This window comes from Staphylococcus pseudintermedius, assembly GCF_001792775.2.
Lineage (GTDB): Bacteria > Bacillota > Bacilli > Staphylococcales > Staphylococcaceae > Staphylococcus > Staphylococcus pseudintermedius.
In genome coordinates this window covers 1-26,082 of the sequence record NZ_MLGE02000011.1, presented here as the reverse complement: position 1 = coordinate 26,082, position 26,082 = coordinate 1, and the positions used below count along the sequence as shown (strand labels likewise).

Sequence of the window (26,082 nt, the reverse complement as noted above, 5' to 3'; positions counted from 1 at the left end):
TTGCGCCTCCTATAATAAATGCACTTAAATCAAGTATGAAAACTCATTTAAGTGCATTCTGTTTAAAGCTTATTTAACATGACAACACTTATTTTGAATCTGTGTCATTCAATGTTGTGTATTTTGTGTTTACATCACTCGGATTTGTTGCGAAATCGTTAATGTTTTTGTTTTCATATTGGTTGTTTACTAATTCTTCATTAGATAAAGATTGACCATTATGGCTTGCATTACGACTTGCATCAGCTGCTACGTTGTTCGTTTTGTATGCTGCACTACCGCGACGGCTTTTTCTATTTTGCCATTTGTCAGCGATTTCCATTGCAACGTTTGACCATTGAACAACTTGTGAAATTTTGTCTTCATTTTGAGAAATGTTATGCGTGATTGAGTGTGTTACTCGATCAACAGAACCATTTAATGTTTGTACTGAATCACCAATACCTTTAACCGCATCTACAACAGAGTTTAAGCGATTGGCTTTGTCTTGAACGTCTTCAGTTAAACGATTCGCTTTGTGTAACAAGTCTGTTGACTCACGTGTAATCCCTTGAATCTGACCTTCCACACCATCAAGTGTTTTAGCCACATGATCCAAGTTCTTTTTAACAGAAACCAATACAGCAACGATACCGATTGCTAAAATAAGAAAAGCAATTGCTGCGATGATTCCCGCGATAGGTAAAATCCATTCCATTCCTAAACGCCTCCTAATTGACTTAAAATAATATGCTATTTATTTTAATTAAATACCCAACCTATGCGAACTCAAACATTAAAACTGCTGTTCAACACCAATTTTTTCCATGTATGCTTTAAGAATTTTTTGAATATCTCCCGCACCCATGAATAAAAGTACAGCATTGTCATGTTTTTGCAGTTGTTCCACACTATTTTCATCAATCAAATGCGCGCCATCGACTAATTTTAATAAATCATTAATAGACAACTCGCCTTGATTTTCACGAATTGAACCAAATATATCACAGAGATACGTTTGATCAGCAAGGTTTAACACATCTGCAAACTCTTGTAAAAATGCTTTCGTTCTTGAGAAAGTATGTGGTTGGAAAATAGCCACTACTTCTTTATTTGGATATTTTTTTCTAGCTGTTTCAATTGTAGCACTAATTTCTCTCGGATGGTGTGCATAATCATCAACCAACACTTGATTTTGAGCAAATGTTTCATTAAAGCGACGTTTCACGCCACCAAAAGTGATTAATGCTTCTTTAATGTTATCAAGATTTAAGTTTTCAAGATAACTAATCGTTAATACCGCTAATGCATTCAAAATATTGTGATCCCCATATTGCGGTGAAACAAAATGGCCATAGAATTCACCTTTAACATAAACATCAAATTCTGTACCGCTACCTGTCACTTCAATATTTTGTGCATAAACATCCATCGACGTATCGAAACCATAGTAATAGACTGGAATATCTACTTCAATATTTTTAACGTATGGATCATCGCCCCATGCAATAATCGCTTTTTTAACATTTTTCGCCATACCTTGGAATGCATTGATGACATCATCTACATCTTTAAAGTAGTCTGGATGGTCGAAATCAATGTTCGTAATGATGGCATAATCCGGTGAATAGCTTAAAAAGTGACGTCGATACTCACACGCTTCAAATGCAAAATATTCACTTTGCGGCAAGCCCATGCCAGTCCCATCGCCAATTAAAAAGGATGTCTTTTTATCCCCATTCATGACATGAGAAAGTAGCCCCGTTGTAGATGTTTTACCGTGAGCACCTGTCACTGCCACAGAAACATATTCATTAATCACTTCACTTAAAAAGTCATGATAGCGAATAACTTTTAATCCGAGTTCATGTGCGCGAGCGATTTCTTCATGGGTATCTTTAAAGGCATTACCTTGAATGATCGTTAGCCCTTCTTTAATATTATCCTCATCAAAAGGTAAAATTTGAATGCCTTTATTTTTTAATGCAATTTCAGTAAAAACGTACTGATCGATGTCTGATCCTTGGACCTCATAACCAAGATCATAAATAATCTGTGCTAATGAGCTCATACCAGCACCTTTAATACCAACAAAATGGTATCGTGTCATTGTGTCATCGCTCCTTTCTCTATTTCCATTAAAGCTCACTTAATTCCGACTCTGTCAAATAAACATCACGTGGTTTAGAACCATTTGCCCCTGAGATATAACCCAATTGTTCAAGTTGATCAATAATGCGTGCTGCACGGTTATAACCGATTTGGAAGTGGCGTTGAATTAATGACGTTGAAATGTGCTGTTCTCTCACCATAAATTGGCACACTTCATCAAAGAGTTCATCTCTGCTCGGTGCATCATTTTTTTCTAACAACTCTTTTTCTTGGAATAAGTATTCTGGCTCGCGTTGCGCACGTATGAATTCTACAACTTGATCAATTTCTTCATCTGATACAAACGTGCCTTGTACCCTAATCGGTTTGTTCATACCACTTCCTAAATACAGCATATCGCCATAACCAAGTAAACGTTCAGCACCGCCACTATCTAGTATTGTTCTAGAGTCCACACTAGATGATACCATAAATGCAATACGAGTTGGAATATTTGCTTTAATTAATCCTGTGATGACGTTCACTGATGGACGTTGAGTCGCAACAAGCATATGAATCCCACAAGCACGTGCCTTTTGAGCTAATCGCGCAATAGATTGTTCGACATCTTGCGGTGCCATCATCATCAGGTCAGCCAATTCATCAATCACGATGACAATTTTTGGAATACGTTGATCATAATTTACTTTGTTATTAAATGCAGAAATGTTACGAACGTGATGATGTGCAAACAATTTAAAACGACGTTCCATTTCATCGACAGCCCATTTCAAACTTTGAGTTGCAGCTTTCACATCAGTAATGACAGGCGCAACCAAATGTGGCAAGCCATTATACGGTGCAAGCTCTACCATTTTAGGGTCAATAAGTAACAGTCTCAGCTCTTCTGGATGATTGCGATACAATAAGGAAATTAAAATACTGTTTATCGATACAGATTTTCCTGAACCTGTCGCACCTGCAATTAAGGCATGCGGTGTTTTTGCAATATCCATCAACAATGGTTCATTATTAATACGATTCCCCATCGCCACTGTCAGTTTAGATTCTGCATTTTTGAACGCCGGATGACTTAAAATAGAACTAATATTCACTTTTGTGGTATGTGGATTTGGCACTTCAATTCCGACTAAACTTGTACCTGGAATCGGTGCTTCTATACGAATATCTTTTGCTGCCAGTGCCATCTTAATATCGTCTTGCAATGCAGTAATGCGCGAAACTTTGACGCCACGTTCCACCGACAATTCAAAACGCGTCACACTTGGTCCTTCGACAACATTTACGACTTCTGCAGGTACATTAAAGTAGTAAAATGCGTTGTTCAACTCTTCTTTTTTCTCAGCAATCCAATTTTCATCTTGTTCTTGTTCTTCAGGTGCTTCGAGCAAATCAAGACTCGGTAACTTTAAGTTTGGACCACGGCGAATCGTTTTCACTTCTTGTTGTGACTGGGGCTGCTGACTGTCTCCCGTTTGCGTTTCGTTATGTACATGTTGCGTTGTCAATTGAGATGATGATTGTTGTTCAACTGGTTGTACAGGACGCACTGGTTGCTCAGTTGCTTCCTCTTTTTTCGCCTGTTGTTGACGTGACATCAGTCTCTTTTTATCTGAAGGTGTCATGACGACGTTAAACGGTTTGCTACCTTTTCGAATCGGTACTTTATACGGCTTCGGTTGTTCAGTCTGTTGGGATACTTCAGTCGCCTCAGACAGTTGTTCCGCTGTTACCGTATCATTCTGTTGTGGCGTCACCTTTTCAACAGACTTCTCAAGCGCTTCATTAGATTGTACAAGTTCTGGCTTCAACTCAGGTTCAAGTTTCGGCATGGAGCCAACCTGTTGTCCTTGTTGTTCGTTTACGTCCTCATCTTCTATGTCTACATCTACTGAGTCGCTTTCAATTTCACTGTCAATACGTTCACCATCCGTTTCATCAGTGATCATATCATCAAGTGCGTTATCATCATCAACTTCAACGACTTCAAACTCAATATCCGAAGCGTCAGTTTCAACTTTGTTCGCTGTGGTTTCATCCGATGTTGTTGTGTGCGCATGAGTATCTCGATGTTGTTGTGCATCTTCCACTTGAGATATACCCGATTCATCTTCAAACGACAGCGCTTCAATATCTAATTCATTTTCAGCAATCTCTTCATTCGTTGACGAGTCACTCTCATCATGATTTTCTGACTCAACTTCCGATAAATCGACCTCTTCATATTCGAAGTTAGACGTCAATGTAGTGGTATCCTTATTTTGTTCAGTTGTTGCATCTACTGTCTCTTCGTTAAGTAAATCCTCAGAGATGGTTTCATCAGTCGATTCAGTATACTGGTCACCTAACAATTGACGTGCTTGTGCAGAATACATTTCATCAATCGCTTTTTGAATATCGGGATTTGCATGTTGTTCATAAGATTCCCGTTTCTTTTTAAGCGCCTCTTTGAAGTTTTTCTTCTGCAACATTTTCTTTTCACGTTCTCGACGTATCTCTTCTACAATTTGAGAAGCATAAATATTTTCGATATGAATTGTGTTATGACGGCGTGTTGGTGATTTTGATGTCCCAGAACGTTCTATTGTTCGGTTCTGTCTCGTTGTTGTTGACTCTGCTTGTTGTGTTGCTTCTTGGACTACACGTTCATTCTTTTGCAACTGAGGCATAGCTTTACGTGCTCCAGGTGGTTGATTCAATCCACTGTTTTCAATTTTTTTTGGTTGTTTCGTACCAAAAATAGCTGACGGTACTTCACTCGCTTGGAATGGTTTTTGATGATAATTCGGCTTAGCAACAATATCATCACGATGACGTTTTGTTTTTTTTGAATGTTGTGAAGATTGTGCAGCGAATGTATAGTCGTTCTGATGAGAATTACTATGCGTTGAATTTGAACCACGTGTTTGCTGTTGTTCATAGCAACGCGCTTGTTGTACACCACGATGTCGACGATGTTGACGATCAACAGTAAAGGAAGGACGTCGCTCGTGTAGTTGTGTATGCATGGTCACATCTTGTGTTTGCGTCGTGTCTGCTTGTTGATGGTGACGTTCAACCACTTCGTCATGCATCTCAATCGGAAAACGAAACTTCCCACGAGGGCGTTGATAAACATCTTGACTTTGTTGAACGAAAGACGCATGTTTTTCTTCGCGCGTTGCTTCACTTTTTCTTCTTCGTGTTGAACGTTGTGACGATTGGTCTTTATCATTCTCACCAAATAATTGATCAAACCAGCTCATTTAATTTCACAACCTTCCTCTATTCATCAAAAAATGGTTGACCTACTTGATAATGATCATCTAATACCATAATGCCTTTCTCTTGTGGTGCATTCGGTAAATTCAACTCTTTCATTGAACATACCATTCCACTTGAAGGTACACCTCTTAATTCAGCATCTTTAATGATCATTCCACTTGGCATTACCGCACCTACTTTTGCGACAACGACCTTTTGACCTTGATCAATATTAGGTGCACCACAAACAATTTGTAATGTTTCAGTACCAACATCTACTTGAACAATGCTTAATTTGTCAGCATTCGGGTGTTTTTCTTTCGATTGAACATAACCTACGACAAATTTTGGTGACAAGTCTACCTCAATTTGATAATCAAGGTCCGTATGATCAATCATCTTTTGAATTTCTGTAAGCAACGTCTCCGTCAATTTAATATGCCCGATGCCCTCAATATTCAAATGATTTGTCGCTTCAAATAAATTAAAACCTACAATTTTTTGATTGTCTTTAATAGCGACGACATCACCGTGACGTTCATATTCAAATGGCCCTTCACCTTGTTCAAGTTGTAAAAATGCCACATTTCCTACACCAGTTGGATTAAAAAACAAATTCATCTTCATTACTCCTCATTGTTATTGTTAATATCTTTCGTTGCTCGTAGATGATGAACAACGTTAGGATTATCATTCGGTTTTTGTTTATTGTTTTTACCTAAAATAAATATCGGTTCAAAATGACCGTTCTCATAGGCAAAAGAAAGTGATGTAATTGGTACAAGCCCTTTTGCGAAAAAATCCATCGTCATGTGTGCCATAATATCGTAACCTGTTTTATTACGAATATCTGCAATCAGCAACACATCTTGATGAGGAACCGCAACAAGCATTTCCCCTTCACACCGTTCTTCAAATTCAGCTAATAATTTTGCATTCATAATTCGACTTGCATCATAGCCATCATTTTTATTAATAAAATAAAAAATGTTCCCTTTGACCTCATCAGTCGTAAATGAATTGTTTAATTTTCTAACATTAAACATCGCCATTTCTTTAAGTTGTTGCTGGGACAAATTTAAAGACTGCATTAAATCTTCATCAATCAAACGATATGACTTTCCGAGATCGAGTGCATAATACACGCGTGTTTCAGCGGTATGAGGTTCAGTAATAAATGCCTTCCCTTCTTTCGTCTGTTGATCAAAACTTGTCGCACGAATCACAGGCATGACACGAATTTCATCTAATGTTTTATGTGATTCATCTTTCATTTGTTGAATCGTTTCTTCTACATAATAAATAATCTCATCAACAATCTTTTCCTGTCCTTTATTATATTTGGCAACAACTGGAGAAAGTTTAACAGTGATCCCTTTATGATTATCTTGTCGATAAATTCTTAATGATTCTTCGTCGCGATTAAATTGATAATCCACTTCTAAATGTGTTAATCGCGATTTGATTAAGTCTCTCATTTTAAAGACATTCATGTTTTCACTCCTAATTACACGCCTTATATTAGTTTACAATAAATATACCCTTAGGACTAGAAAAAAACCATGTCCTAAGGGTTAAAATCTCATTAAAATTGACTGAGAAATGTGTCAATCTGTTCAATTGTTTTTCTTTCTTTACCAATGTATGAACCGACTTGTTGTCCATTTTGATATACGAGGAAGCTTGGAATGCCCATAATATCATGTTCAATCGCTAAATCGATAAATTCATCGCGGTCGACTTTCACGAATTTAAACTGTGCATATTTCTCTTCTAACTCTGGTAATCCTGGTTCAATGACACGACAGTCACCACACCAATTTGCGCTAAATAAAAATACAGTATTGTCGTTAGCAAAGTCTTTAAATTGTTGTTCGCTTTCTAATTGAATCATCTTCGTCACTCCTATTGGTATTGTAATTGTTCTATCGTTTCAAGATTTAATGTTTGAATCGATGCCGTTAACCACGTTTTTGCAGCTTGATAATCTCGAATATCAAATACGGCATCCGTACTGTGAATATAGCGTGCACATACACCGATAACAGCTGTAGGGACACCGATATTCGCTTTATGAATTGCACCACCATCAGTACCGCCGGGTGAAATGTAATGTTGATACATAACATCATGACGTAACGCAACATCTTGTAAAAATGTTTTAAATGCCGGTTTTAACAACATCGTTCCATCTTTAATACGTAATAATGCTCCTTCTCCGAGCACACCGGATAAACCTTGTCGACCTTTCATGTCATTTGCAGGAGAGCAGTCCACAACGAATGCTACATCCGGATCCACTAAACGTGCTGCCACTTCTGCACCACGGAGACCAACTTCTTCCTGAACATTCGCACCGACGTACAAATCAAAGTCTAGTGTCACATCTTTTAACTGTTCTAACAATTCTAACGCAATGACGCAACCATAACGATTATCCCAAGCCTTCGCAGCATAGCGATATTCGGACAATTGCAATAGTTCTGTATAAGGTACGATCGCATCTCCAATTTGAATACCTCTGTTATATACAGCGTCAGCATCACTTTCTCCGATATCCAAGAGCAAGTCTTCAATACGTGGCGCTTGTTCCTGACCACTTCTAAAATGTTTTGGGATATTCGCAACAACACCAATAATTTCTTCACCTTGTTGCGTCATAATTTTCAAGCGTTGACCTTGCCAAATATCGTTTGCAACGCCTCCAAGTGCAGTAAACTTAATAAAGCCTTGTGGTGTCACCTCAGTAATCATAAAGCCGATTTCGTCCATATGTGCCGCCACCATGACACGTTTTGCATTCGGTTTACCACTTCTTTTTACACCATAAAAACCACCCATACGATCATCTACAAACGTATCTACGTAAGGTGCCATCATTTTTTTCATATACTCACGGACATGCTGTTCAAAGTTAGGAGCACCATGCATTTCCGTTAATGTTTTGATTTTATCTATTGTATGATTCGACATGACACACACTCCTCTGAATTTTTATTCTCTTTACTTAGTATATCATCTTTATTGTGGTAAACTATAATTAAGTCTTCAATAAGGAGATGTAGAAAATGATATCGAAAAAAAACTGGCCTTTATTGATTCCCATTTTAATCCTTAGCCTTTTAGCAGGAAGTTATTTTTACGCGCTGAATATGAACAAGCAAAAATACATATCAGCAGATAAAGTCATCCAATCTGTGAAGGGCTATTTCAGACATGTCACAGGCTCTTATATTTTGTATGAACCAACGACATATCGTAAATTCGGTATTGAATATGAGGTTTATAAAGGCGGCATCACTGCTGAGCGACACGGAAAAACATTTAACTATGAATTTATTGCAGATGCATATAATGGCCAAATCATTGATATTATAGAAATCTAACGTTGCTCATCTCAAAGGTGAACCAGCATAGTCACATTTATTGTGGTATGTTGGTTCACTTTCTTTTTAATCAACATGCTCACGTAAAATTGACGCTTCGACACTTTTTAAGTCTTTGCTCAATTTCGCCGCAAAATGTTGAACATCATGATAAAACAGAAACCAATATTGATGTGCGACATAGTAACGTGTGAGTCGCTCTTTTTCACGAATAGATTGCATAGGATAATCATCGTAAGCAGAGACCCATAATGGATTGCGATGTGCAGTCGTACTTAAAATATCCGCCATATGCACAGCTTTTTCACCTTCACTTTCTATCTCGATGACAGCATGACCAAAACTATGACCACCGGTATGTTTCATTTTAATTCCCGGATAAGGCTCAATAGTATCTTCAAATAAAATCAAATTCGCTTCATAGGTTCCTCTATTTATAGGCCAATACGTCGCTTGACTTCTAATATTAGGTGCAATAAATTCATACCATTCATCTTGTTGAACATAGTGCCACGCATTAGGAAATTGCGCTTGACCGTTCGCATCTGTTAACCCTGTCGCATGATCAAAATGCATATGCGTCATTAACACAATATCGATATCCTCACATGTTAGTGAGAATTGTGCGAGTGATGCATCAATATCCGATTCATAGCGTACACCATAATTACGCAACTGCTTCTCGGTTAATTTTCCTTTACCAATCCCAGTGTCTATTAAAATATTTTTATCTTCAGTTCGAATCAGTATGGGGGAAGTCGTTAATGGGACTTGGTTCTTATCATTCACTGGATATTCACGTTCCCATAACGGTTTAGGAACGACACCAAAAATCGCCCCACCGTCCATCTGTGTGAATCCTCCGTTTAGTGGATCAATTTGTAACTTGCCTAATTGCATATCGAACACCTCAATTTCATTTTACGCATTTCCATTATCAACGAAAGCATAGTCCGGTTTCAACTCTCAACACTCGTGAGGTTGGGACATAGAAACGTTTGAGTTTCAATCTATTCATAGATTTATGATTCATTAGTAATTTTAAAGTAGATGGAAAATGTCAGGAAATGAGATACAAAAAATTGCATCAATAGCATCAAAATTTTTATGTCCCATCCAAATCAAAAAAGCAATGCGGGCGATTTGGAGTCACACACATTGCTTTTATAAATTATTCGGTTGTCTGTTTAGAATGAAATTTTGCTTCCATTCGATAAATACGTGAACCTTTTTCGGCAAATTTATGTTCATACTCAGTCGGAATATTATCCCCTTCGTCTTCTTGATGGAGGTTCAAGTTAATTTTTGTAAAATACATGCCGAATTGAGACATACTCTCAAGACTATATGCAAACAATCCGCGATTATCTGTTTTAAAATGAAGCTCACCATCTTCACGAAGGATTTGTTGATAGAGCGCTAAAAAGCTACGGTAAGTTAATCGACGTTTGGCGTGCCGTTTTTTCGGCCATGGATCAGAAAAGTTTAAATAAATTCGGTCCACTTCGCCTTGACGAAAATAGTCTGTTAAAATGACCGCATCGTTACATAATAATTTAATATTCGTTAAGTTATGTTCGCGTACTTTATCCAACACACGAATCATCACATTTTTATCTCTTTCAATGGCAACATAGTTAATATGTGGATTTTGCTGAGCTAAGGTCGTAATAAACTTGCCCATGCCAGAACCGACTTCTATGTGAATCGGCTGTTGTCGTTCGAACCACTCACTCACTTGATGGGCATGCACGGCTTCTAAATCCACAATATCGTTATGCTCAGTTAAGTAAGACTCAGCCCACGGTTTATTTCGCATTCTCATGATTATTCATACTCCCTAAATAAATACATTACTCTTCATGACTTCATTTAAGAATTTGAGCCAAGTATTCATATCTTTATAACGTTTATGTTCTTCGTTCCACTGAATCATACCAATAGACTGAATCACCGTATACCATTTCATACGTTTTTTTAAATTCATCGTTTCTTTCACTTCATATGTGTCAAACCAACTCGACCATTGCGCTTCAGGCACGTAGTTGTAGAGCAGCATACCGATATCAATGGCAGGGTCAGCAATCATCGCACCCTCCCAATCGACGAGAAAGAGTTCATCTTTATCTGATAAAAGCCAGTTATTATGATTGACATCCCCGTGAACTACCGTATAAAAACGTGGATCAAACTCCGGCATATGGTCTTCCAAATACGTTAAAGCCTTTCTCACGATATGATGCGTTAACACATCACGAGACAAAGAGGCGTTAATTTTATGCAACATAATTTCAGGTGTGATAGGCGCCATCTCCATACGCTTCAACATCGTTAACAATGGTTTTGACTGATGAATTTTTTTCAACAAATGCGCCACACGATTTTGGGCCATTTCTTGCGATTCTAGTTCACGCCCATTTTTCCAATGTTGGGCTGTTACCACTTCGCCTGTTTCGATACGTTTTGTCCAAACCAATTTAGGCACGATGCCTTCTGCTGATAATGCAGCAATAAATGGATTGGAATTACGTTTCAGAAACAACTTTTGACCATCTTGTTCAGCCATATAAGCTTCACCAGACGCACCACCAGCCGAGTCAAGCGTCCATCCTAACTGATAAAACTGCTCCACAACTCGTTCACCTCACTTTCAAATAGAAAAGGCTCAAGAAATTTTTTCAAGAGCCATATTTAAATCATTTTTTCAATGATTTTAAATTCACGTTCATGTTTTGCACTCATTTAAGATTTTATAATTATTGAGCCTTTTTTTCAACCAAAAATGAAACACAAAATGTGACTTTTTACCTTTATCCGTTTTGAAAGTTTCACAAACTCTTCATAATACTGTCAAATCAGCCTACTTAGTGTGAATGTGAATGAATATATCTTTCAAAACCTTCTTGTAGACGTCTTGTAATCGGACCCACTTCACCGTCATTAACCACTTCACCATCGATTTTAACGACAGGCATCACTTCGGCAGACGTACTTGAAATGATTACTTCATCAGCGTCTTTCAAAAATGCTAATGAGAATGCTTCATCTTTAAAGGTAATTTGCTCATCATCACAAATCCATTTAATCACCTGACGTGTAATCCCTTTTAAAATTAAATTGTTCGCCGGATGTGTGTATACAACGCCATCTTTAATCGCATAAACATTACTTGAAGCACCCTCTGTCACTGTACCATCACGATGTTGAATCGCTTCAGTCGCATTGTATTTTGTCGCATATTCTTTCGCCAATACGTTACCTAATAAGTTTAAACTTTTAATATCGCAACGTAACCAGCGAATATCATCCGTAGTAACGACTGAGACACCCTCTTCAAGCGCTTTAAACGGACGATCGTATGATTTTACGAAAGCTGTTAATACAGGTTCTACTGATGGCGTTGGAAAAGCATGGTCACGTGGTGCAGCACCACGTGTCACTTGCATATAGACCCCACCATTTGTCACATTATTCACTTGTGCGAGTTCACGAACAAGTTCAGTCAATGATTCCACTGTATAATTTAATTCTAAACCGATTTCACTCGCACTGCGTAATAAACGTTCGAAATGTTCTTTAGCAGTAAATAATTTGTTGTCATAAATGCGAACGTATTCGTAAATACCGTCTCCAAAATTGTATCCACGGTCATTAAAAGCGACTTTAGCCTCGCTTTCTTCTACAAAACTTTCATTAATCAATACTTTTGTCATAGATTATCCCTCCACACAAACCGCATAAATCGCTTCTAAATAGATGCTCGTTGCGTTAAATAGTTGTTTTTTCGTGATGTATTCATTTTTTTGATGCATTAAATCTTCTGAGTCCTCAAACATCGCACCGAACGCGACACCTTTATCTAAATTACGGGCATACGTCCCTCCGCCAATCGTAAATGATGGGCGCATGTCTCCTGTTTGGTTGCGATAAGCTGTGAGTAATTTTTGCACAAATGGATCTTCAGGGTTCACAAAATGAGGTGTTTGTACTTTAAGAACTTCAATGTCAAAGCCTAATGCTTGAATCTCGGCAGTAAAGTCGCTGATGGCACGGTCAAAATCAAAACCTTCTGGATAACGTAAATTAATGCCGAACGAACCTCCTTCATCTAAGTCATAGCGAATAACACCGATATTTGTTGTTAAATCACCCATCGAATCTGAATGGAACTTCATACCCATTTTTTCACCAAAGTGAGAATCAAATAAGTATTTTTCTCCAAAAGCTGTCCATGATTGCGCAGATTGATTTAAATTCAACGTGTTTAAGAAATGAATTAAATATAAACCAGCATTCACACCAATAGATGGATCCATGCCGTGTACAGCTTTACCAAAAACAGTTAATTTCAAAATGCCACTATCAATTTCGTGGTGGCCTTCTAATTGATGTTCTGATAAAAATGCTTCAAAACGTTGAATCGTATCCGTCATATTTTCTTTCACTAAAATATCTGCATTGGCAACGTCTGGTACCATGTTGAAACGTTCACCGGAAGCGAACTGCTTCAATTCGATTTCAGGTTCATCGTCATCTAACGTTAAAGTTTGCTGTTTAATCGTAAATGTCGTAATCCCTTTTTCACCGTGAATGAGTGGGAATTCTGCATCAGGTGCAATACCAATCGTCGGCATTTCTTCAGTTTTGAAATAACGTTCTGTACATTTCCATTCAGACTCTTCGTCTGTTCCGATAATAATATGTATTCTCTTTTTCCAATCGACATTCATATCATTAAGAATTTTTACTGCATAATAAGCCGCAATAGTAGGCCCTTTGTCATCAAGTGTTCCACGCGCAATAATACGGTCGTCCGTCTCAACAGGGTCAAATGGATCTGAATCCCAACCATCACCGGCTGGCACAACATCAACATGACCTAAAATACCAAAAAGTTCTTCACCTTTACCGATTTCGATACGGCCAGCTAAATGATCGGTATCAAATGTATTAAATCCATCGCGCTCAGCTAACTGATACATATATTCCAGTGCTGCCTTAGGACCTGGACCCACTGGCGCGTCTTCCGTAGCTTCTGTATCATTACGGACTGATTTAATAGCTAAAAGTCCTTTTAAGTCTTCGATCATTTGCGTTTCATATTCTTGTACTTTTTCTCTCCACATGCTGATCAACTTCCTTTTTTTCATGATTGTATTTCTTATTTTACATGAATTATTCATTAAACGACAGTAATATTTCTGCACAGTTTTTTAATTTTTCTGATAAAACATTGTCCTTCATTTTAAAATGGCGATACACTCGCGGAAATACTAAAAAAATTATCATGAAAAAACATCTTACATAGAACTCAAGTCATCATAGGCACCATGACTTCTATGTCAATTCATAACAATGCTACAAATGTCCTCAAAACTGTGACAGTAAAATTAAAAAACAGACGCTAAGGGCATCGACATGACACCTTAACGTCTGGTTTTAAAAATGTTACTTGTTCGGTTCGTTATCACGCACCACATGTAAATTGTGTGAAGAATCTCCGCCACCTTCATCATCAAACAAAGCTTCTCTGTCATCTAAGTTATCCTGTTGTTCGCTATTCAATAACTGTTCTTTTTTCTCATTAATAAATGATTTCGGATCTTGTTTTGCTTCGTTAATATAAGCTTTTGGATCCTCTTTCACTTTATTAAATTCTTGCGTTGCAGCTTCACTCACTTGTGCTGCTTTTTCTTGTGCGCGCTTTTTGTAGTCTTCCGGATTTTCTTTATATTTTTGATATTCTTGCTTCAAGTTTTCGCGGTTTTGTTTATTTGAAAGTACAACTGCTGCCACTGCACCTCCAATACCAAGAATCGCTTTAAACAGTTTTCCTGATTTTGCCATCTTTAATCACCTCAAATACTTTTAATGTAAGGTTACCCGACAGATATGCAAGTTAAACCTCTTTCAATTAAATATTTGACCGATTAACGATAATTCAGTAATTTCAGCTCATCCTCTGTTAAAGATCGATAAGCACCTGGTGACAGTGATGAATCTAACGTGAGGTCACCAATAGACACTCTTTTTAACCCGACAACCTCATTATCAATCGCATGAAACATTCGCTTCACTTGATGGTACTTCCCTTCTTGAATTGTAACGAATGCCGTCATTGAATCATCCAAAATTTCAAGATGTGCAGGTTGTAGCCTTCCCTCTTTTAATGTGATACCTTCTTCAAAACGTTTTGGATCATTTGTTTTCAATGCATACTTCGCTTTAACCCAATACGTTTTCGATACATGCTTATTTGGATTCATCAACGCATGGTTAAATTGACCATCATTCGTAATTAACAAAAGCCCTTCTGTATCTTTATCAAGCCGACCTACTGGAAATAAGTCTAAATGTCGGTAGCCTTCAATTATGTCAATCACTGTTTGATGTTGATCATCTACCGTTGCAGAAATGACGTTTTGAGGTTTATTCATCATCAAATACACAAACGGTTCGTAAGCAATCACACGCCCCTTCACTTCGACCACATCATGCTCTGGATCAATTTGTGTTTTAGAGGACTTGATTTTCGCGCCATTATGCAATACATGCCCTTTTTTCAACAATGCTTTAACTTCTGTACGTGTACCGACACCCATTTGCGCTAAAAATTTATCAATACGCATTATAAAAAGCTCACTTTACGTCTAATTTTGTTTGGAATCTCACCTAAAAACTTATCTGCCAAGCGTGTTTTCATCGTTAATACTGCATAAATAATAACACCGACGATAGCACAAATGACTGTAATAATAAATGCGCCGACATGACTTGCTGGTGAAATCACGAATTGCAAGCCAAAATAAATGATTTCAACAATAATCATCATCATAAAGCTATATAATAAAATTTTACATACATCGATAATCGTCTCGTTAAATTTGAAACGCGCATATTTTTTAAGAATGAAAAAGTTACATACAATCGCAAAAGTTAATGCAATCGCTGTACTTAAAATCGCACCAGCTGTTTCAAACATAATAATTAAAGGCATGTTTAAAATGAATTTCAACACGACTGAACCAACAATGACGAACACCGTTAATTTTTGCTTATCAATCCCTTGTAGCATCGATGCCGTCACACTCAATAGTGAAATCAAAATCGCGACAGGTGCATAGTAGAACAATAGACGACTGCCATCCATACTGTATTCATAAAACACCGTATAAAGTGGCACAGCTAAGGCCATAATCCCTAAACTTGCCGGCACGGTAATGTACATCAAAACACCTAATGACGTACGAATTTGACGATGCATTTCAACATAATCGCCTTTTTCATATGTTTTAGTAATAAATGGAATTAAACTAATCGCAAATCCAGCAGCTAAAGACGTTGGAATCATAACAATTTTATTCGTTGTCATATTGAGCATCGTAAAAAATGTACCTTGTAAACTCGTTTCCACGCCTGCAATGGATAATGCATTATTGTGCGTCAATTGGTCCACAATCATAAACAATGGGAAGTTAAGACTTACAATGACGAATGGAATACTGTATGAGAGAATTTCTTTGTACATTTTTGAATATGACACATCAATCCCCGTCATATCCGAAGCCACCATTTCATGTATACCGCGACGCCGCTTAATCCAATACCACCAAAGTGTTAAAATACCTGCAATCGCACCAATCGCAGCACCGAACGTCGCGATACCATTTGCTAATAATACAGAGCCATCAAAGACATTTAATACGAGATAGCTACCGACTAAAATAAAAATGATACGTGCAATTTGTTCTGTAACTTCGGATAATGCTGTCGGTCCCATCGATTTGTAACCTTGGAAGACCCCTCGCCAAGTGGCTAACACTGGAATAAAAATAACGACAAAGCTAATCGTACGAATAATAGCAGTAATTTGATCGACTGTCCAACCCGCATTTTTATCCATATTATGCGCAATCGTGACAGACGCAATCATTGGAGACAAGAGATATAAAATGACAAAGCCTAATATACCTGTAATACTCATCACGATAAAGCTGGATTTGTACAGTTTTTGACTGACACGATATGCACCTAATGTATTGTATTTCGCAACGTATTTCGACGCCGCAAGAGGTACACCTGCAGTGGCAACAGCTATCGCAACATTGTAAGGTCCATAAGCATAGTTAAAAGGTGCAAGATTATCTGCACCGCCTATGATTTGGTAAAACGGGATAACGTAAATAATGCCTAAAACTTTTGTAATTAAAATACTTAAAGTTAGTAAAAATGTTCCCCTTACTAATTCCTTGTTTTCACTCATAGATAACCTACCTACTCTACATTTTTTCAAGATTTAATTATAACACAATACGGATATTATACACTGATTGAGAATATGTTAAAATCAAAATATCAATTTTAAGGGGTTTTTATAAAATGTATCAAACAATTGTGATCGGTGGCGGGCCGAGCGGATTAATGGCTGCCATTTCATCAAGTCAAAACGGGCAACCCGTACTCCTGTTAGAAAAAAAGAAAGGTTTAGGACGAAAATTAAAAATATCCGGCGGGGGTCGTTGCAATGTGACGAACAACTTGCCCTATGCTGAAATTATTCAACACATTCCTGGAAATGGAAAATTCTTATACAGTCCTTTTTCAATTTTCGATAACCAATCTATTATCGAATTTTTTGAATCGCGTGGTGTTGCATTAAAAGAGGAAGACCATGGTCGTATGTTCCCTGTATCAAATCAGTCACAAGATGTACTCGATGCATTGATTCGTGAATTGAAACAAAATAAGGTTACAGTCAAAGAAGAACAAACTGTAGTGGACGTGAAAAAAGTGGATTCAGACCATTTCCAAGTCCAACTTCAAGATGGTGATACGTATAAAGCAAAAACAGTCATTATTGCGACTGGTGGCACAAGTGTACCCCAAACTGGGTCAACAGGCGATGGCTATCGCTTTGCACAATCACTAGGTCATCACATTACAGAACTTTTCCCTACAGAAGTTCCGATTAAATCAAACGCACCATTTATTAAAAACCAATCACTTAAAGGGTTGAGTCTAAAAAACGTCGGTCTATCTGTCTTAAAGAAAAATGGCAAAAAACGCATTACTCATCAAATGGACATGCTCTTTACACATTTCGGTATTAGTGGCCCTGCCGCACTGAGATGTAGTCAGTTTATTTATCACGAGCAAAAAAGTCAGAAGCAACAAAACATTCAAATGCAAATTGATGCCTTTCCTGAAATCAATGAAGAAGCACTTAAACAAAAAATCACGAAGCAGCTCAAATCACAACCCGATAAGCATATTAAAAATGCACTCAAAGGGTTGATTGAAGAACGCTACTTAACACTGATCATTGATAGCGCCGATATTCCGTTTGAAACGACATACCATCATATCAGTGCACAACAACTTAGCACACTCGCACATCAATTCAAAGCATTTACTTTCGAAGTCTACGGCACATTACCGTTAGAAAAAGCTTTCGTAACCGGCGGCGGCGTTTCCATCAAAGAAATCGTACCCACGACTATGGAATCTAAAATCACACCTGGCCTATATTTATGCGGTGAAGTATTGGATATTCATGGATATACGGGGGGTTACAACATTACGAGCGCCCTTGTTACGGGTTACGTCGCAGGTTACTTCGCTGGCTTTGTAGAATAAAAATTAACCCTGCCACACAACATTCCCCCATCTCAAATTGATAACGAGCTGGGGGTTTTGATTGCTGTATCCATTCAAATGTTAACATCATTAATCTCCGCATTTGGCCGTCTCAACGCGTACAAAGAGCTATGTTAAGGTGAGTGGTGGCTTTTGATAGTTTGTGTTGTTGTTTGTCCCCCCCACCCCCCTACATATTGCAAGACCGTGCAAGACTCCTGAGAGGAAAGTTGAAAGCAAAATCAAATCATTGAATTATGAGAGTGGCTACTTTTTAACGCAGTAGCTATCTGACTTCTCAATGCTTTTGCCGGTGAGAAGTCGAGTCAGCCTTGCGGGGGCAGTACGACGAAATCTTTGTTGTACATGAGATTTCTGTACTGCTCCCAAAATCCAATTCGGCCTCCATCAAGTGTATGCTTTAATCCAGCCGAATTTACTTGAAGGATCAGCCCCTAGGAAAGGGAAGGCAAGTGCTGCAATCAAGAAATATTAAACTAAACTTTTCGAAATGTTCAACAACCTACAAACACACTCAAATGTAATCGAAATGTTCACCAAACAACAACACAAAAACACTGCTATTATCGCATGGTCTCCCACACAACAATAACAGTGCATCATCATATTCTAAATACGCTTAAACTCTAATCCTTCTTCACCCCAAGCACGCATACCACCTTCAACATTCACCGCATCAATCCCGTGATCATTCAAAAACGCAACCACTTTCGCACTTCTCACACCGCCAGCACAAACAATGTAGTACGTCGTATCCTTTTTGAAATCATCCACATGATCCGGAATGTCATTCATCGGAATATGTTCAGCATTAGGAATCATTCCCATTGCCACTTCTTCATCTTCGCGTACATCGACAATATTTACTGGTTCTGAACTTAAAACAATCTCTTTTAATTCATCTGTAGTAATTTCTTTCATTATCCTCTACGCTCCCTCATTCTTCTTTATTTCGCGACAATATTCACCAATTTTTGTGGAACTGCAATAACTTTCTTAACATCTTTACCCTCAACTGCAGCTTTAATGTTGTCATTGGCTAACGCTGTCGCTTCCATATCTGCTTTACTCATATCTTTAGGAATTTCGATTTTAGCACGAACTTTACCATTCACTTGAACGACAATTTCAACCACATCTTCTTCTAATAGCGATGGATCGAAACTTGGCCATGGTTGGTAAGTAATCGTTGTATCATGTCCTAAAATAGACCATAATTCCTCACCGACATGCGGTGCAATAGGGGCTAGCATTTTCACAAAACCTTCTGCATAAGCTTTAGAAATGTTGTCAGCCTTATAACATTCATTAATAAAGACCATCAATTGACTAATTGCCGTATTAAAACTTAATGATTCGAAGTCTTCAGTGACCTTTTTAACTGTTTGATGGTAAACCGTTTGTAATGCTGGTGTGTCACCTTCAATCACTTTATCTGTGAGTTGACCGTCTTCAGTGACAAATAAACGCCATACACGATCTAAGAAGCGACGTGAACCATCTAAACCATTTTCACTCCACGCAATTGAAGCTTCTAATGGCCCCATAAACATTTCATATAAACGTAAAGTGTCTGCACCATGTGAACGAACGATATCGTCTGGATTCACCACATTACCTTTTGATTTGCTCATTTTTTCGTTACCTTCACCTAAAATCATACCTTGGTTGAATAATTTTTGGAAAGGCTCAGACGTAGGAACAACGCCAAGATCATAAAGCACTTTATGCCAAAAACGTGCATATAATAAGTGTAATACAGCATGTTCAACGCCACCGATATAAAGGTCAACAGGCAACCAATGTTTAAGCTTTTCAGGGTCTGCTAACATTTGATCATTTTTAGGATCGATATAGCGTAAGTAATACCAACAACTACCCGCCCATTGTGGCATTGTGTTTGTTTCACGACGCCCTTTCATACCGGTTTCAGGATCAACGACATTCACAAAATCATCAATATTCGCAAGTGGTGATTCCCCTGTACCTGAAGGCTTGATTTCATCCGTTTTAGGTAGTAATAATGGTAATTCGTTTTCCGGTACTGTTGTCATTGAGCCATCTTCCCAATGAATAATTGGAATTGGTTCACCCCAGTAACGTTGACGACTAAATAACCAGTCACGGAGTTTATAATTCACTTTCTTTTCTCCAAGGCCTTTTGCTTCTAATAGTTCAATCGCTTTTGCAATCGCCGCCTCATTGTTCAGACCGTCTAATTCACCAGACTGAACATGTGCACCGTCACCAGTGTAATAAGGTGTCTCTGCATCGTTTTCAATAACTGTCACAACTGGTAAATCAAATGTTGTCGCAAATTCGTAGTCTCTTTCATCATGTGCTGGAACAGCCATCACAGCCCCTGTCCCATATGAGGCTAACACATAATCAGCAATCCAAATAGGCACTTGCTTTCCTGTAAACGGATGAATCGCATAAGCCCCTGTGAAGACACCTGTTTTTTCTTTTGCAAGATCTGTACGTTCTAAGTCAGATTTTTTCGCCGCTTCATCTTGATAATGTTTCACTTTTTCATATTGTTGTGGTGTCGTAATACGATTCACTAAAGTATGTTCAGGACTTAACACTAAAAATGTTGCACCGTAAATCGTATCTGGACGTGTTGTAAATACTTCAATCGGTGTGTTGATATTTTCGACTTTAAAGTTCACTTTCGCCCCTTCAGAACGACCAATCCAGTTACGTTGCATATCTTTAATCGATTCAGGCCAATCAAGTGTATCTAAGTCTTCAAGTAAACGATCCGCATATTCTGTGATTTTCAATACCCATTGTTTCATCGGGCGTCGCACCACTGGGTAGCCCCCACGTTCTGATACACCATCGACCACTTCTTCATTAGATAGTACTGTGCCTAACGCTTCACACCAGTTTACCGGAATTTCATCAATATACGCTAATCCCTTTTTATAAAGTTGAATAAAAATCCATTGTGTCCATTTATAATATTCAGGGTCTGTCGTACTGACTTCACGATCCCAGTCATAACTAAAACCAAGCTCTTGAATTTGACGCTTAAATGTTTGAATGTTACGTTTTGTAAATTCGGCTGGGTCGTTTCCAGTATCAAGTGCATACTGTTCAGCAGGTAAACCAAACGCGTCCCACCCCATTGGATGTAATACATTGTAACCTTGCATACGCTTATAACGTGACAATATGTCAGTTGCTGTATAGCCTTCTGGATGCCCCACATGTAGCCCTGCACCTGATGGATAAGGGAACATATCTAATGCATAAAATTTCTTCTGCCCGATATTATCTTCTGTTTTAAACGTTTTGTTCTCTAGCCAATACGTTTGCCACTTTTTTTCGACTTCTTGATGATTGTAACTCACAATTAAATCCTCCTCATTCATAAAAAGACACCTCAAACTATTCATATATGCTAAGGGACGACTTTTGCCGCGGTACCACCCTCATTCACTCCTAGAAGTGCACTTCATTTTAAATAGTAAGAGATGTCATTTATTTTTCATTATTTATTGGCAAGTTCACTTAAAGTTTTTCGTTAGTTCGCACCACCACTAACTCTCTGTGGAAACCCTTTTAAGTTACTACTCCAGTCCAGTACGACCACATGCTTAATTCGTAATCATCTACTATATTATGCAATTTGGTACGAAGATGCAAGTGTCATTTACTGTGATTAACGATATAACGTTTTCGGATCAACTTTTCTATCATAAATCGTAAGGAATGCCATAGCGACGACGAGTAAACCTATCATTGATAAAAACATGATTTGCATATTGAACACATCGACGAGTATCCCGCCAACTAATGGACCGAAAGCTTTCCCCACTGTTGAAGCAGAATTCACAATGCCTTGATAGACCCCTTCTCTACCTTTAGGCGCTAAATTATTAGCAATCGTTGGTACAGCAGGCCAAACGAACATTTCTGCAAATGTCATAATGACCATCCCTACAACAAAAATTGAAAATGATGTCGCAAAACTTGTCACGAAAAACGACAATATAAATACGACTAATCCAAAGTAAAGTTGCTTTTTCAGCTGCCCTTTAATGAGGTGAATAATCGGTAATATTAAAGGTTGTCCTACTAAAATGAGCACCCCGTTCACTGTCCATAACAAACTATATTGACTCATAGAAATACCAATACTTTGTGTAAATGACGCAATAGTTGTTTGCCATTGAACGTATGCAATCCAACATAGCGCAAACATCACACATAATAAAATGAGTGCTGTGAAATGTTTCTTGTTTTGAATGTGCGCCACATTTTCCAACGTTTCTTGATGTTTAACCGTCGCTTGATAGTCCATATTAAATTGAAATAATGCGATAAAGAAGAAAATGACATACATCGCCAAATTCGCCATAAAAATATAATTAAAGCTTAGTTCAGCAACAAAACCACCTAGCGCTGCACCTAATGCCACACCGATATTTTGTGCTAAGTAAATAGCATTAAACGTTTGTCTTCCCCCTTGAGGCCACACTGCTCCAGCCATCGCATAAATAGCAGGGATAATCATCCCACCGCCAAAACCGAGCATAATGAGCCAAATCGCATACCAAGGCCAACCGTGGAAGAAATTTAATAAAATGGTAGCGCACAAACTCACAATCGTGCCTAACATAATTGTCCGATATCCTCCAAGTTTATCGAACAATGTCCCACCAAGTAAATTTCCTACAATCATTCCAAATGAATTGACCATCAGTACGAGCCCAGCAGTACTTAATGATTTGTCGAGTTCCTCATTCATATAGATCGTATTCAACGGCCATAAAAAACTCGCACCTGTGATATTAATCGCCATCCCAATGACGAGCCACCATATTTCTTTAGGCATATTCACTGATGTTTCACTCCTTTTTGTCTCTAGCACACACTATAACACGTTATAATGAAAATATGTTAAAATCTTCAAATACTGTTTAAGAAAAATGACGAATACGATATGATAAAAACAGTTTAAACATAGAAAGTCGAAAGGAAGATTGTGATGGGCACTTATTTCCCATATGCTTTTGAGAAGAAACGATATCATACTTTAAATTATCATCTAAAAAATAAATTTGGACAAAAAATATTTAAAGTTGCTTTAGATGGTGGTTTTGATTGCCCTAATAGAGACGGTACAGTTGCGCACGGCGGTTGTACTTTTTGTTCAGCAGCAGGGAGTGGTGACTTTGCGGGTAACCGTGCTGATGCTATCGAAGTACAATTTAAAGAGATTAAAAATAAAATGCACGAGAAATGGCACGAAGGTCAATACATTGCATATTTCCAAGCCTTTACCAATACACATGCGCCCGTTGCTGTATTGCGAGAAAAATTTGAAGCTGCATTAAAAGAACCGGGTGTTGTCGGATTATCTATCGGGACACGTCCAGATTGTTTACCAGATGACGTCGTGGACTACCTCGCCGAATTAAATGAACGTACATATTTATGGGTAGAGTTAGGTTTACAGACCATTCATCAAGAAACATCGGACTTAATCAACCGTGCACATGATATGGATTGTTATTACGAAGGCGTCGCAAAATTACGCCGTCACAACATTAAAGTATGTTCACACATTATTAATGGCTTGCCTGGTGAAGATTATGACATGATGATAGAGACTGCAAAAGCGGTTGCTCAAATGGATGTCCAAGGAATTAAAATTCATTTGTTACATCTATTAAAAGGTACACCTATGATGAAACAATATGATAAAGGTTTACTTGAATTTATGACGAAAGAACAGTACATTCAACTCGTCTGTGATCAACTCGAACAATTGCCACCAGAAATGATCGTCCACCGTATTACAGGTGATGGTCCTATTGATTTAATGGTCGGTCCCATGTGGAGTGTCAATAAATGGGAAGTATTAAACGAGATTGACGCAGAACTTGAACGTCGTGGAACTGTTCAAGGCGCATCTTATAGTTCTCAGGTGCACATATGATAGTCGAACGTATTTTACCTTTTGCCAAATCATTAATTCGAAGCCATACTACATCAGAAAGTGTCGTCATTGATGCAACATGTGGTAACGGTCATGATACAAAATTTTTAGCAGACCTCGTCCCTCATGGTCATGTTTATGGCTGTGACATCCAACAAGAAGCCATTGAAAATACAAAACAACGTGTTCACGATTACAACAATGTTTCTCTTTTTCATACAGGGCACGAATGGATTACACAATATATTAGAGACGAACATCTCACTCAAGTACATGCTGCCATTTTTAATTTAGGTTATTTACCGAAAGGCGACAAATCTATCGTCACACAATCAACGACTACACTTGCTGCTGTTCAGACGATTTTTGATATATTACAACCAGAAGGCATCATCGTTTTAGTCGTTTATCCTGGTCATGAAGAAGGCAAGGAAGAAAGCATGACTTTGATGAAGCATTTGGCAGCGTTTGATCAACAACGTGCTCATGTTTTGAAGTATGAGTTTATTAATCAACAAAATCGACCACCATATGTGATTGCGATTGAAAAAAGAGCGTAGTGTCAAATGAGGTTAAAGCGTTGTAAAAGATGTGTAGATTTTTAAGTTTGTTTCAGTTTTGTAGATTTTAAATTGGAAAACGATACCCCAATCCTTTTGATTTAGCACTCAATATTTAGCTATCTGGTCATGCGTTTCAAAAGGTGGGCGTATCGTTTTCATTCTTATATCCTACTTCAAGTAAATTTAAAAATTCATTGCTATATTACTTCTTTCAAAATACTAAGAGAGATGTGAATGCTGTGAATTAAAGCTTTTGTATTGATTTCAAATTTACGTTCATCGCTCACTACGAGAAAAACCAACGACAATCCTCATTAGGGAAGCGTTGGTTTTATAATAGGTAGTATGAATAATTTATTTTCATTTGCACTCTCTTTTTAATTCAATGTCGTCTTTGGTGATGCCAAGAATTGCGGGCTTTTGTAGCTCTTCAATTCTTTTTAGCTTTTTCAGAATGGGTGGATTAAATCTTGATATCAAATGAGAGTCGCATTGGTCTTTAAATATCACAGCCGTTGACAATGTCATTTAATAATGTTCTCAAATGTGCATCTCTTTTTTCGATTTCCATACATGTAAAATTAATTAAATCTTGCTTGTCCGCTTCTTTATCCTCATTAAAATGAATAATAACGGTTCTTTCATCGTTTGTCGGACGCTCTTTAACAATCCATTTCATTTCTACCAAATTGTTGTACGTTCTTGTACGCTTATAAGTCTTAACTTTCACGTAGTCATCCATTTCTTTTAACGTCATAGAACCTTGATCCCAAAGTGTCAGTAAAATCAAAAACTCTTCTTTCGATAAACGATATTTTCCCTCAATTTCTTCAAAAATGGCTTCAACTTCTTTTTGCAGTTGGTCCAGGCGCATGATATCGCTCACTTTATAATTATTTTTTTCAGTCATAATAAACCCCCATTCTTTTCTACCTATCGTTTATTTGTACCCACAAAATAGAAATCTAATCATATTTAATATTTTAGTAATAATTTGTCATTTTAAAATCGCATTCTTAAGTTTTTACCCTATTTGATTGTATATGACTGACTTTGAAATAAAAGAAAGAATGCATATTTAAAAAAAGGTGAGCATTTTTAACAGCAAAAAACGGCCCTACACTCTACAAAAAGAGATAGGACCATTTAAAACTCTATTTATTTATTATTTTTCATTAGAAAAGGTGAG

Annotated in this window: 23 protein-coding genes and 1 other annotated feature; of the genes, 4 read left to right on the top strand and 19 right to left on the bottom strand. The window is 37.7% G+C overall.

Annotation, left to right across the window (positions count from 1 at the left end; translation table 11 throughout):
• Positions 1 to 88: 88 nt before the first annotated feature.
• The 7 genes from BJK46_RS08440 to BJK46_RS08410 form a co-directional block, all read right to left on the bottom strand.
• Entirely contained in the window at positions 89 to 697 is a 609-nt protein-coding gene (locus tag BJK46_RS08440; RefSeq protein WP_014613629.1) for a DUF948 domain-containing protein, read from the bottom strand.
• Between the two features lie 78 nt (positions 698 to 775).
• Positions 776 to 2,089: a UDP-N-acetylmuramate--L-alanine ligase gene (gene murC / locus BJK46_RS08435; protein ID WP_103263518.1), complete on the bottom strand. Its 1,314-nt coding sequence runs from the start codon at positions 2,087 to 2,089 to the stop codon at positions 776 to 778.
• Between the two features lie 28 nt (positions 2,090 to 2,117).
• A complete protein-coding gene (locus BJK46_RS08430) occupies positions 2,118 to 5,336 on the bottom strand; it encodes a DNA translocase FtsK (RefSeq protein ID WP_103263517.1) in 3,219 nt (1,072 codons plus the stop codon).
• Positions 5,337 to 5,355: 19 nt separating this feature from the next.
• The gene (gene ytpR / locus BJK46_RS08425) at positions 5,356 to 5,955 is read right to left on the bottom strand and encodes a YtpR family tRNA-binding protein (RefSeq protein ID WP_014613626.1); all 600 of its coding nucleotides are present in this window, start codon (positions 5,953 to 5,955) and stop codon (positions 5,356 to 5,358) included.
• A 5-nt stretch (positions 5,956 to 5,960) separates the two neighbouring features.
• The gene (locus BJK46_RS08420; protein ID WP_015729331.1) at positions 5,961 to 6,827 is read right to left on the bottom strand and encodes a DUF1444 domain-containing protein; all 867 of its coding nucleotides are present in this window, start codon (positions 6,825 to 6,827) and stop codon (positions 5,961 to 5,963) included.
• Positions 6,828 to 6,919: 92 nt separating this feature from the next.
• On the bottom strand, positions 6,920 to 7,228 hold the full coding sequence (locus BJK46_RS08415) for a thioredoxin family protein (protein ID WP_014613624.1): 309 nt from the start codon (positions 7,226 to 7,228) through the stop codon (positions 6,920 to 6,922).
• 11 nt (positions 7,229 to 7,239) lie between these two features.
• A complete protein-coding gene (locus BJK46_RS08410; protein WP_070407624.1) occupies positions 7,240 to 8,307 on the bottom strand; it encodes a M42 family metallopeptidase in 1,068 nt (355 codons plus the stop codon).
• Between the two features lie 95 nt (positions 8,308 to 8,402).
• Here BJK46_RS08410 and BJK46_RS08405 point away from each other — a divergent pair, with 95 nt between their 5' ends.
• The gene (locus BJK46_RS08405; protein ID WP_014613622.1) at positions 8,403 to 8,720 is read left to right on the top strand and encodes a hypothetical protein; all 318 of its coding nucleotides are present in this window, start codon (positions 8,403 to 8,405) and stop codon (positions 8,718 to 8,720) included.
• Positions 8,721 to 8,786: 66 nt separating this feature from the next.
• On the opposite strand, the gene BJK46_RS08400 is transcribed toward BJK46_RS08405, so the two are convergent.
• From BJK46_RS08400 to BJK46_RS08365, 8 genes are all read right to left on the bottom strand, one after another.
• A complete protein-coding gene (locus tag BJK46_RS08400) occupies positions 8,787 to 9,620 on the bottom strand; it encodes a YtnP family quorum-quenching lactonase (RefSeq protein WP_014613621.1) in 834 nt (277 codons plus the stop codon).
• Positions 9,621 to 9,891: 271 nt separating this feature from the next.
• On the bottom strand, positions 9,892 to 10,545 hold the full coding sequence (gene trmB, locus BJK46_RS08395; protein WP_015729335.1) for a tRNA (guanosine(46)-N7)-methyltransferase TrmB: 654 nt from the start codon (positions 10,543 to 10,545) through the stop codon (positions 9,892 to 9,894).
• 15 nt (positions 10,546 to 10,560) lie between these two features.
• Positions 10,561 to 11,352 (bottom strand): phosphotransferase family protein, encoded by a 792-nt coding sequence (locus BJK46_RS08390; RefSeq protein WP_014613619.1) that lies wholly within the window; start codon positions 11,350 to 11,352, stop codon positions 10,561 to 10,563.
• Positions 11,353 to 11,584: 232 nt separating this feature from the next.
• Positions 11,585 to 12,433, bottom strand: coding sequence for a D-amino-acid transaminase (gene dat / locus BJK46_RS08385; RefSeq protein WP_014613618.1), 849 nt, complete (start codon positions 12,431 to 12,433; stop codon positions 11,585 to 11,587).
• A 3-nt stretch (positions 12,434 to 12,436) separates the two neighbouring features.
• The gene (gene pepV / locus BJK46_RS08380; RefSeq protein ID WP_103263516.1) at positions 12,437 to 13,846 is read right to left on the bottom strand and encodes a dipeptidase PepV; all 1,410 of its coding nucleotides are present in this window, start codon (positions 13,844 to 13,846) and stop codon (positions 12,437 to 12,439) included.
• Between the two features lie 322 nt (positions 13,847 to 14,168).
• Positions 14,169 to 14,567, bottom strand: coding sequence for a YtxH domain-containing protein (locus BJK46_RS08375; protein ID WP_014613615.1), 399 nt, complete (start codon positions 14,565 to 14,567; stop codon positions 14,169 to 14,171).
• A gap of 83 nt (positions 14,568 to 14,650) precedes the next feature.
• Positions 14,651 to 15,349: a pseudouridine synthase gene (locus BJK46_RS08370; protein ID WP_014613614.1), complete on the bottom strand. Its 699-nt coding sequence runs from the start codon at positions 15,347 to 15,349 to the stop codon at positions 14,651 to 14,653.
• Positions 15,349 to 16,983 (bottom strand): putative polysaccharide biosynthesis protein, encoded by a 1,635-nt coding sequence (locus BJK46_RS08365; RefSeq protein ID WP_014613613.1) that lies wholly within the window; start codon positions 16,981 to 16,983, stop codon positions 15,349 to 15,351. Before BJK46_RS08365 ends, BJK46_RS08370 begins: the two co-directional genes overlap by 1 nt.
• Before the next feature lie 116 nt (positions 16,984 to 17,099).
• Between BJK46_RS08365 and BJK46_RS08360 the strand changes: the two genes are divergently transcribed.
• A complete protein-coding gene (locus BJK46_RS08360; protein ID WP_096548030.1) occupies positions 17,100 to 18,356 on the top strand; it encodes a BaiN/RdsA family NAD(P)/FAD-dependent oxidoreductase in 1,257 nt (418 codons plus the stop codon).
• Positions 18,357 to 18,986: 630 nt separating this feature from the next.
• Here BJK46_RS08360 and BJK46_RS08355 read toward each other — a convergent pair.
• From BJK46_RS08355 to BJK46_RS08345, 3 genes are all read right to left on the bottom strand, one after another.
• Positions 18,987 to 19,298, bottom strand: coding sequence for a rhodanese-like domain-containing protein (locus BJK46_RS08355; RefSeq protein ID WP_015729339.1), 312 nt, complete (start codon positions 19,296 to 19,298; stop codon positions 18,987 to 18,989).
• Positions 19,299 to 19,324: 26 nt separating this feature from the next.
• Positions 19,325 to 21,739 (bottom strand): leucine--tRNA ligase, encoded by a 2,415-nt coding sequence (gene leuS, locus BJK46_RS08350; protein ID WP_181559405.1) that lies wholly within the window; start codon positions 21,737 to 21,739, stop codon positions 19,325 to 19,327.
• Positions 21,740 to 21,786: 47 nt separating this feature from the next.
• Positions 21,787 to 21,978 (bottom strand) — a binding site (T-box leader).
• 69 nt (positions 21,979 to 22,047) lie between these two features.
• Positions 22,048 to 23,229 carry an MDR family MFS transporter gene (locus tag BJK46_RS08345; RefSeq protein WP_103263514.1) on the bottom strand — a complete coding sequence of 394 codons (1,182 nt, stop codon included), beginning with the start codon at positions 23,227 to 23,229 and terminating at the stop codon, positions 22,048 to 22,050.
• Positions 23,230 to 23,376: 147 nt separating this feature from the next.
• Here BJK46_RS08345 and mnmL point away from each other — a divergent pair, with 147 nt between their 5' ends.
• Together mnmL and mnmM are read left to right on the top strand one after the other, a co-directional pair.
• Positions 23,377 to 24,330, top strand: coding sequence for a tRNA modification radical SAM protein MnmL/YtqA (mnmL, locus tag BJK46_RS08340; RefSeq protein WP_014613608.1), 954 nt, complete (start codon positions 23,377 to 23,379; stop codon positions 24,328 to 24,330).
• Positions 24,327 to 24,890 carry a tRNA 5-(aminomethyl)-2-thiouridylate-methyltransferase MnmM gene (gene mnmM, locus BJK46_RS08335; RefSeq protein ID WP_014613607.1) on the top strand — a complete coding sequence of 188 codons (564 nt, stop codon included), beginning with the start codon at positions 24,327 to 24,329 and terminating at the stop codon, positions 24,888 to 24,890. The genes mnmL and mnmM overlap by 4 nt, the downstream gene beginning before the upstream one ends.
• Positions 24,891 to 25,392: 502 nt before the next feature.
• Here the strand turns inward: mnmM and BJK46_RS08330 are convergent.
• The gene (locus tag BJK46_RS08330) at positions 25,393 to 25,803 is read right to left on the bottom strand and encodes a transcriptional regulator, SarA/Rot family (protein WP_014613606.1); all 411 of its coding nucleotides are present in this window, start codon (positions 25,801 to 25,803) and stop codon (positions 25,393 to 25,395) included.
• Positions 25,804 to 26,082: the final 279 nt, after the last annotated feature.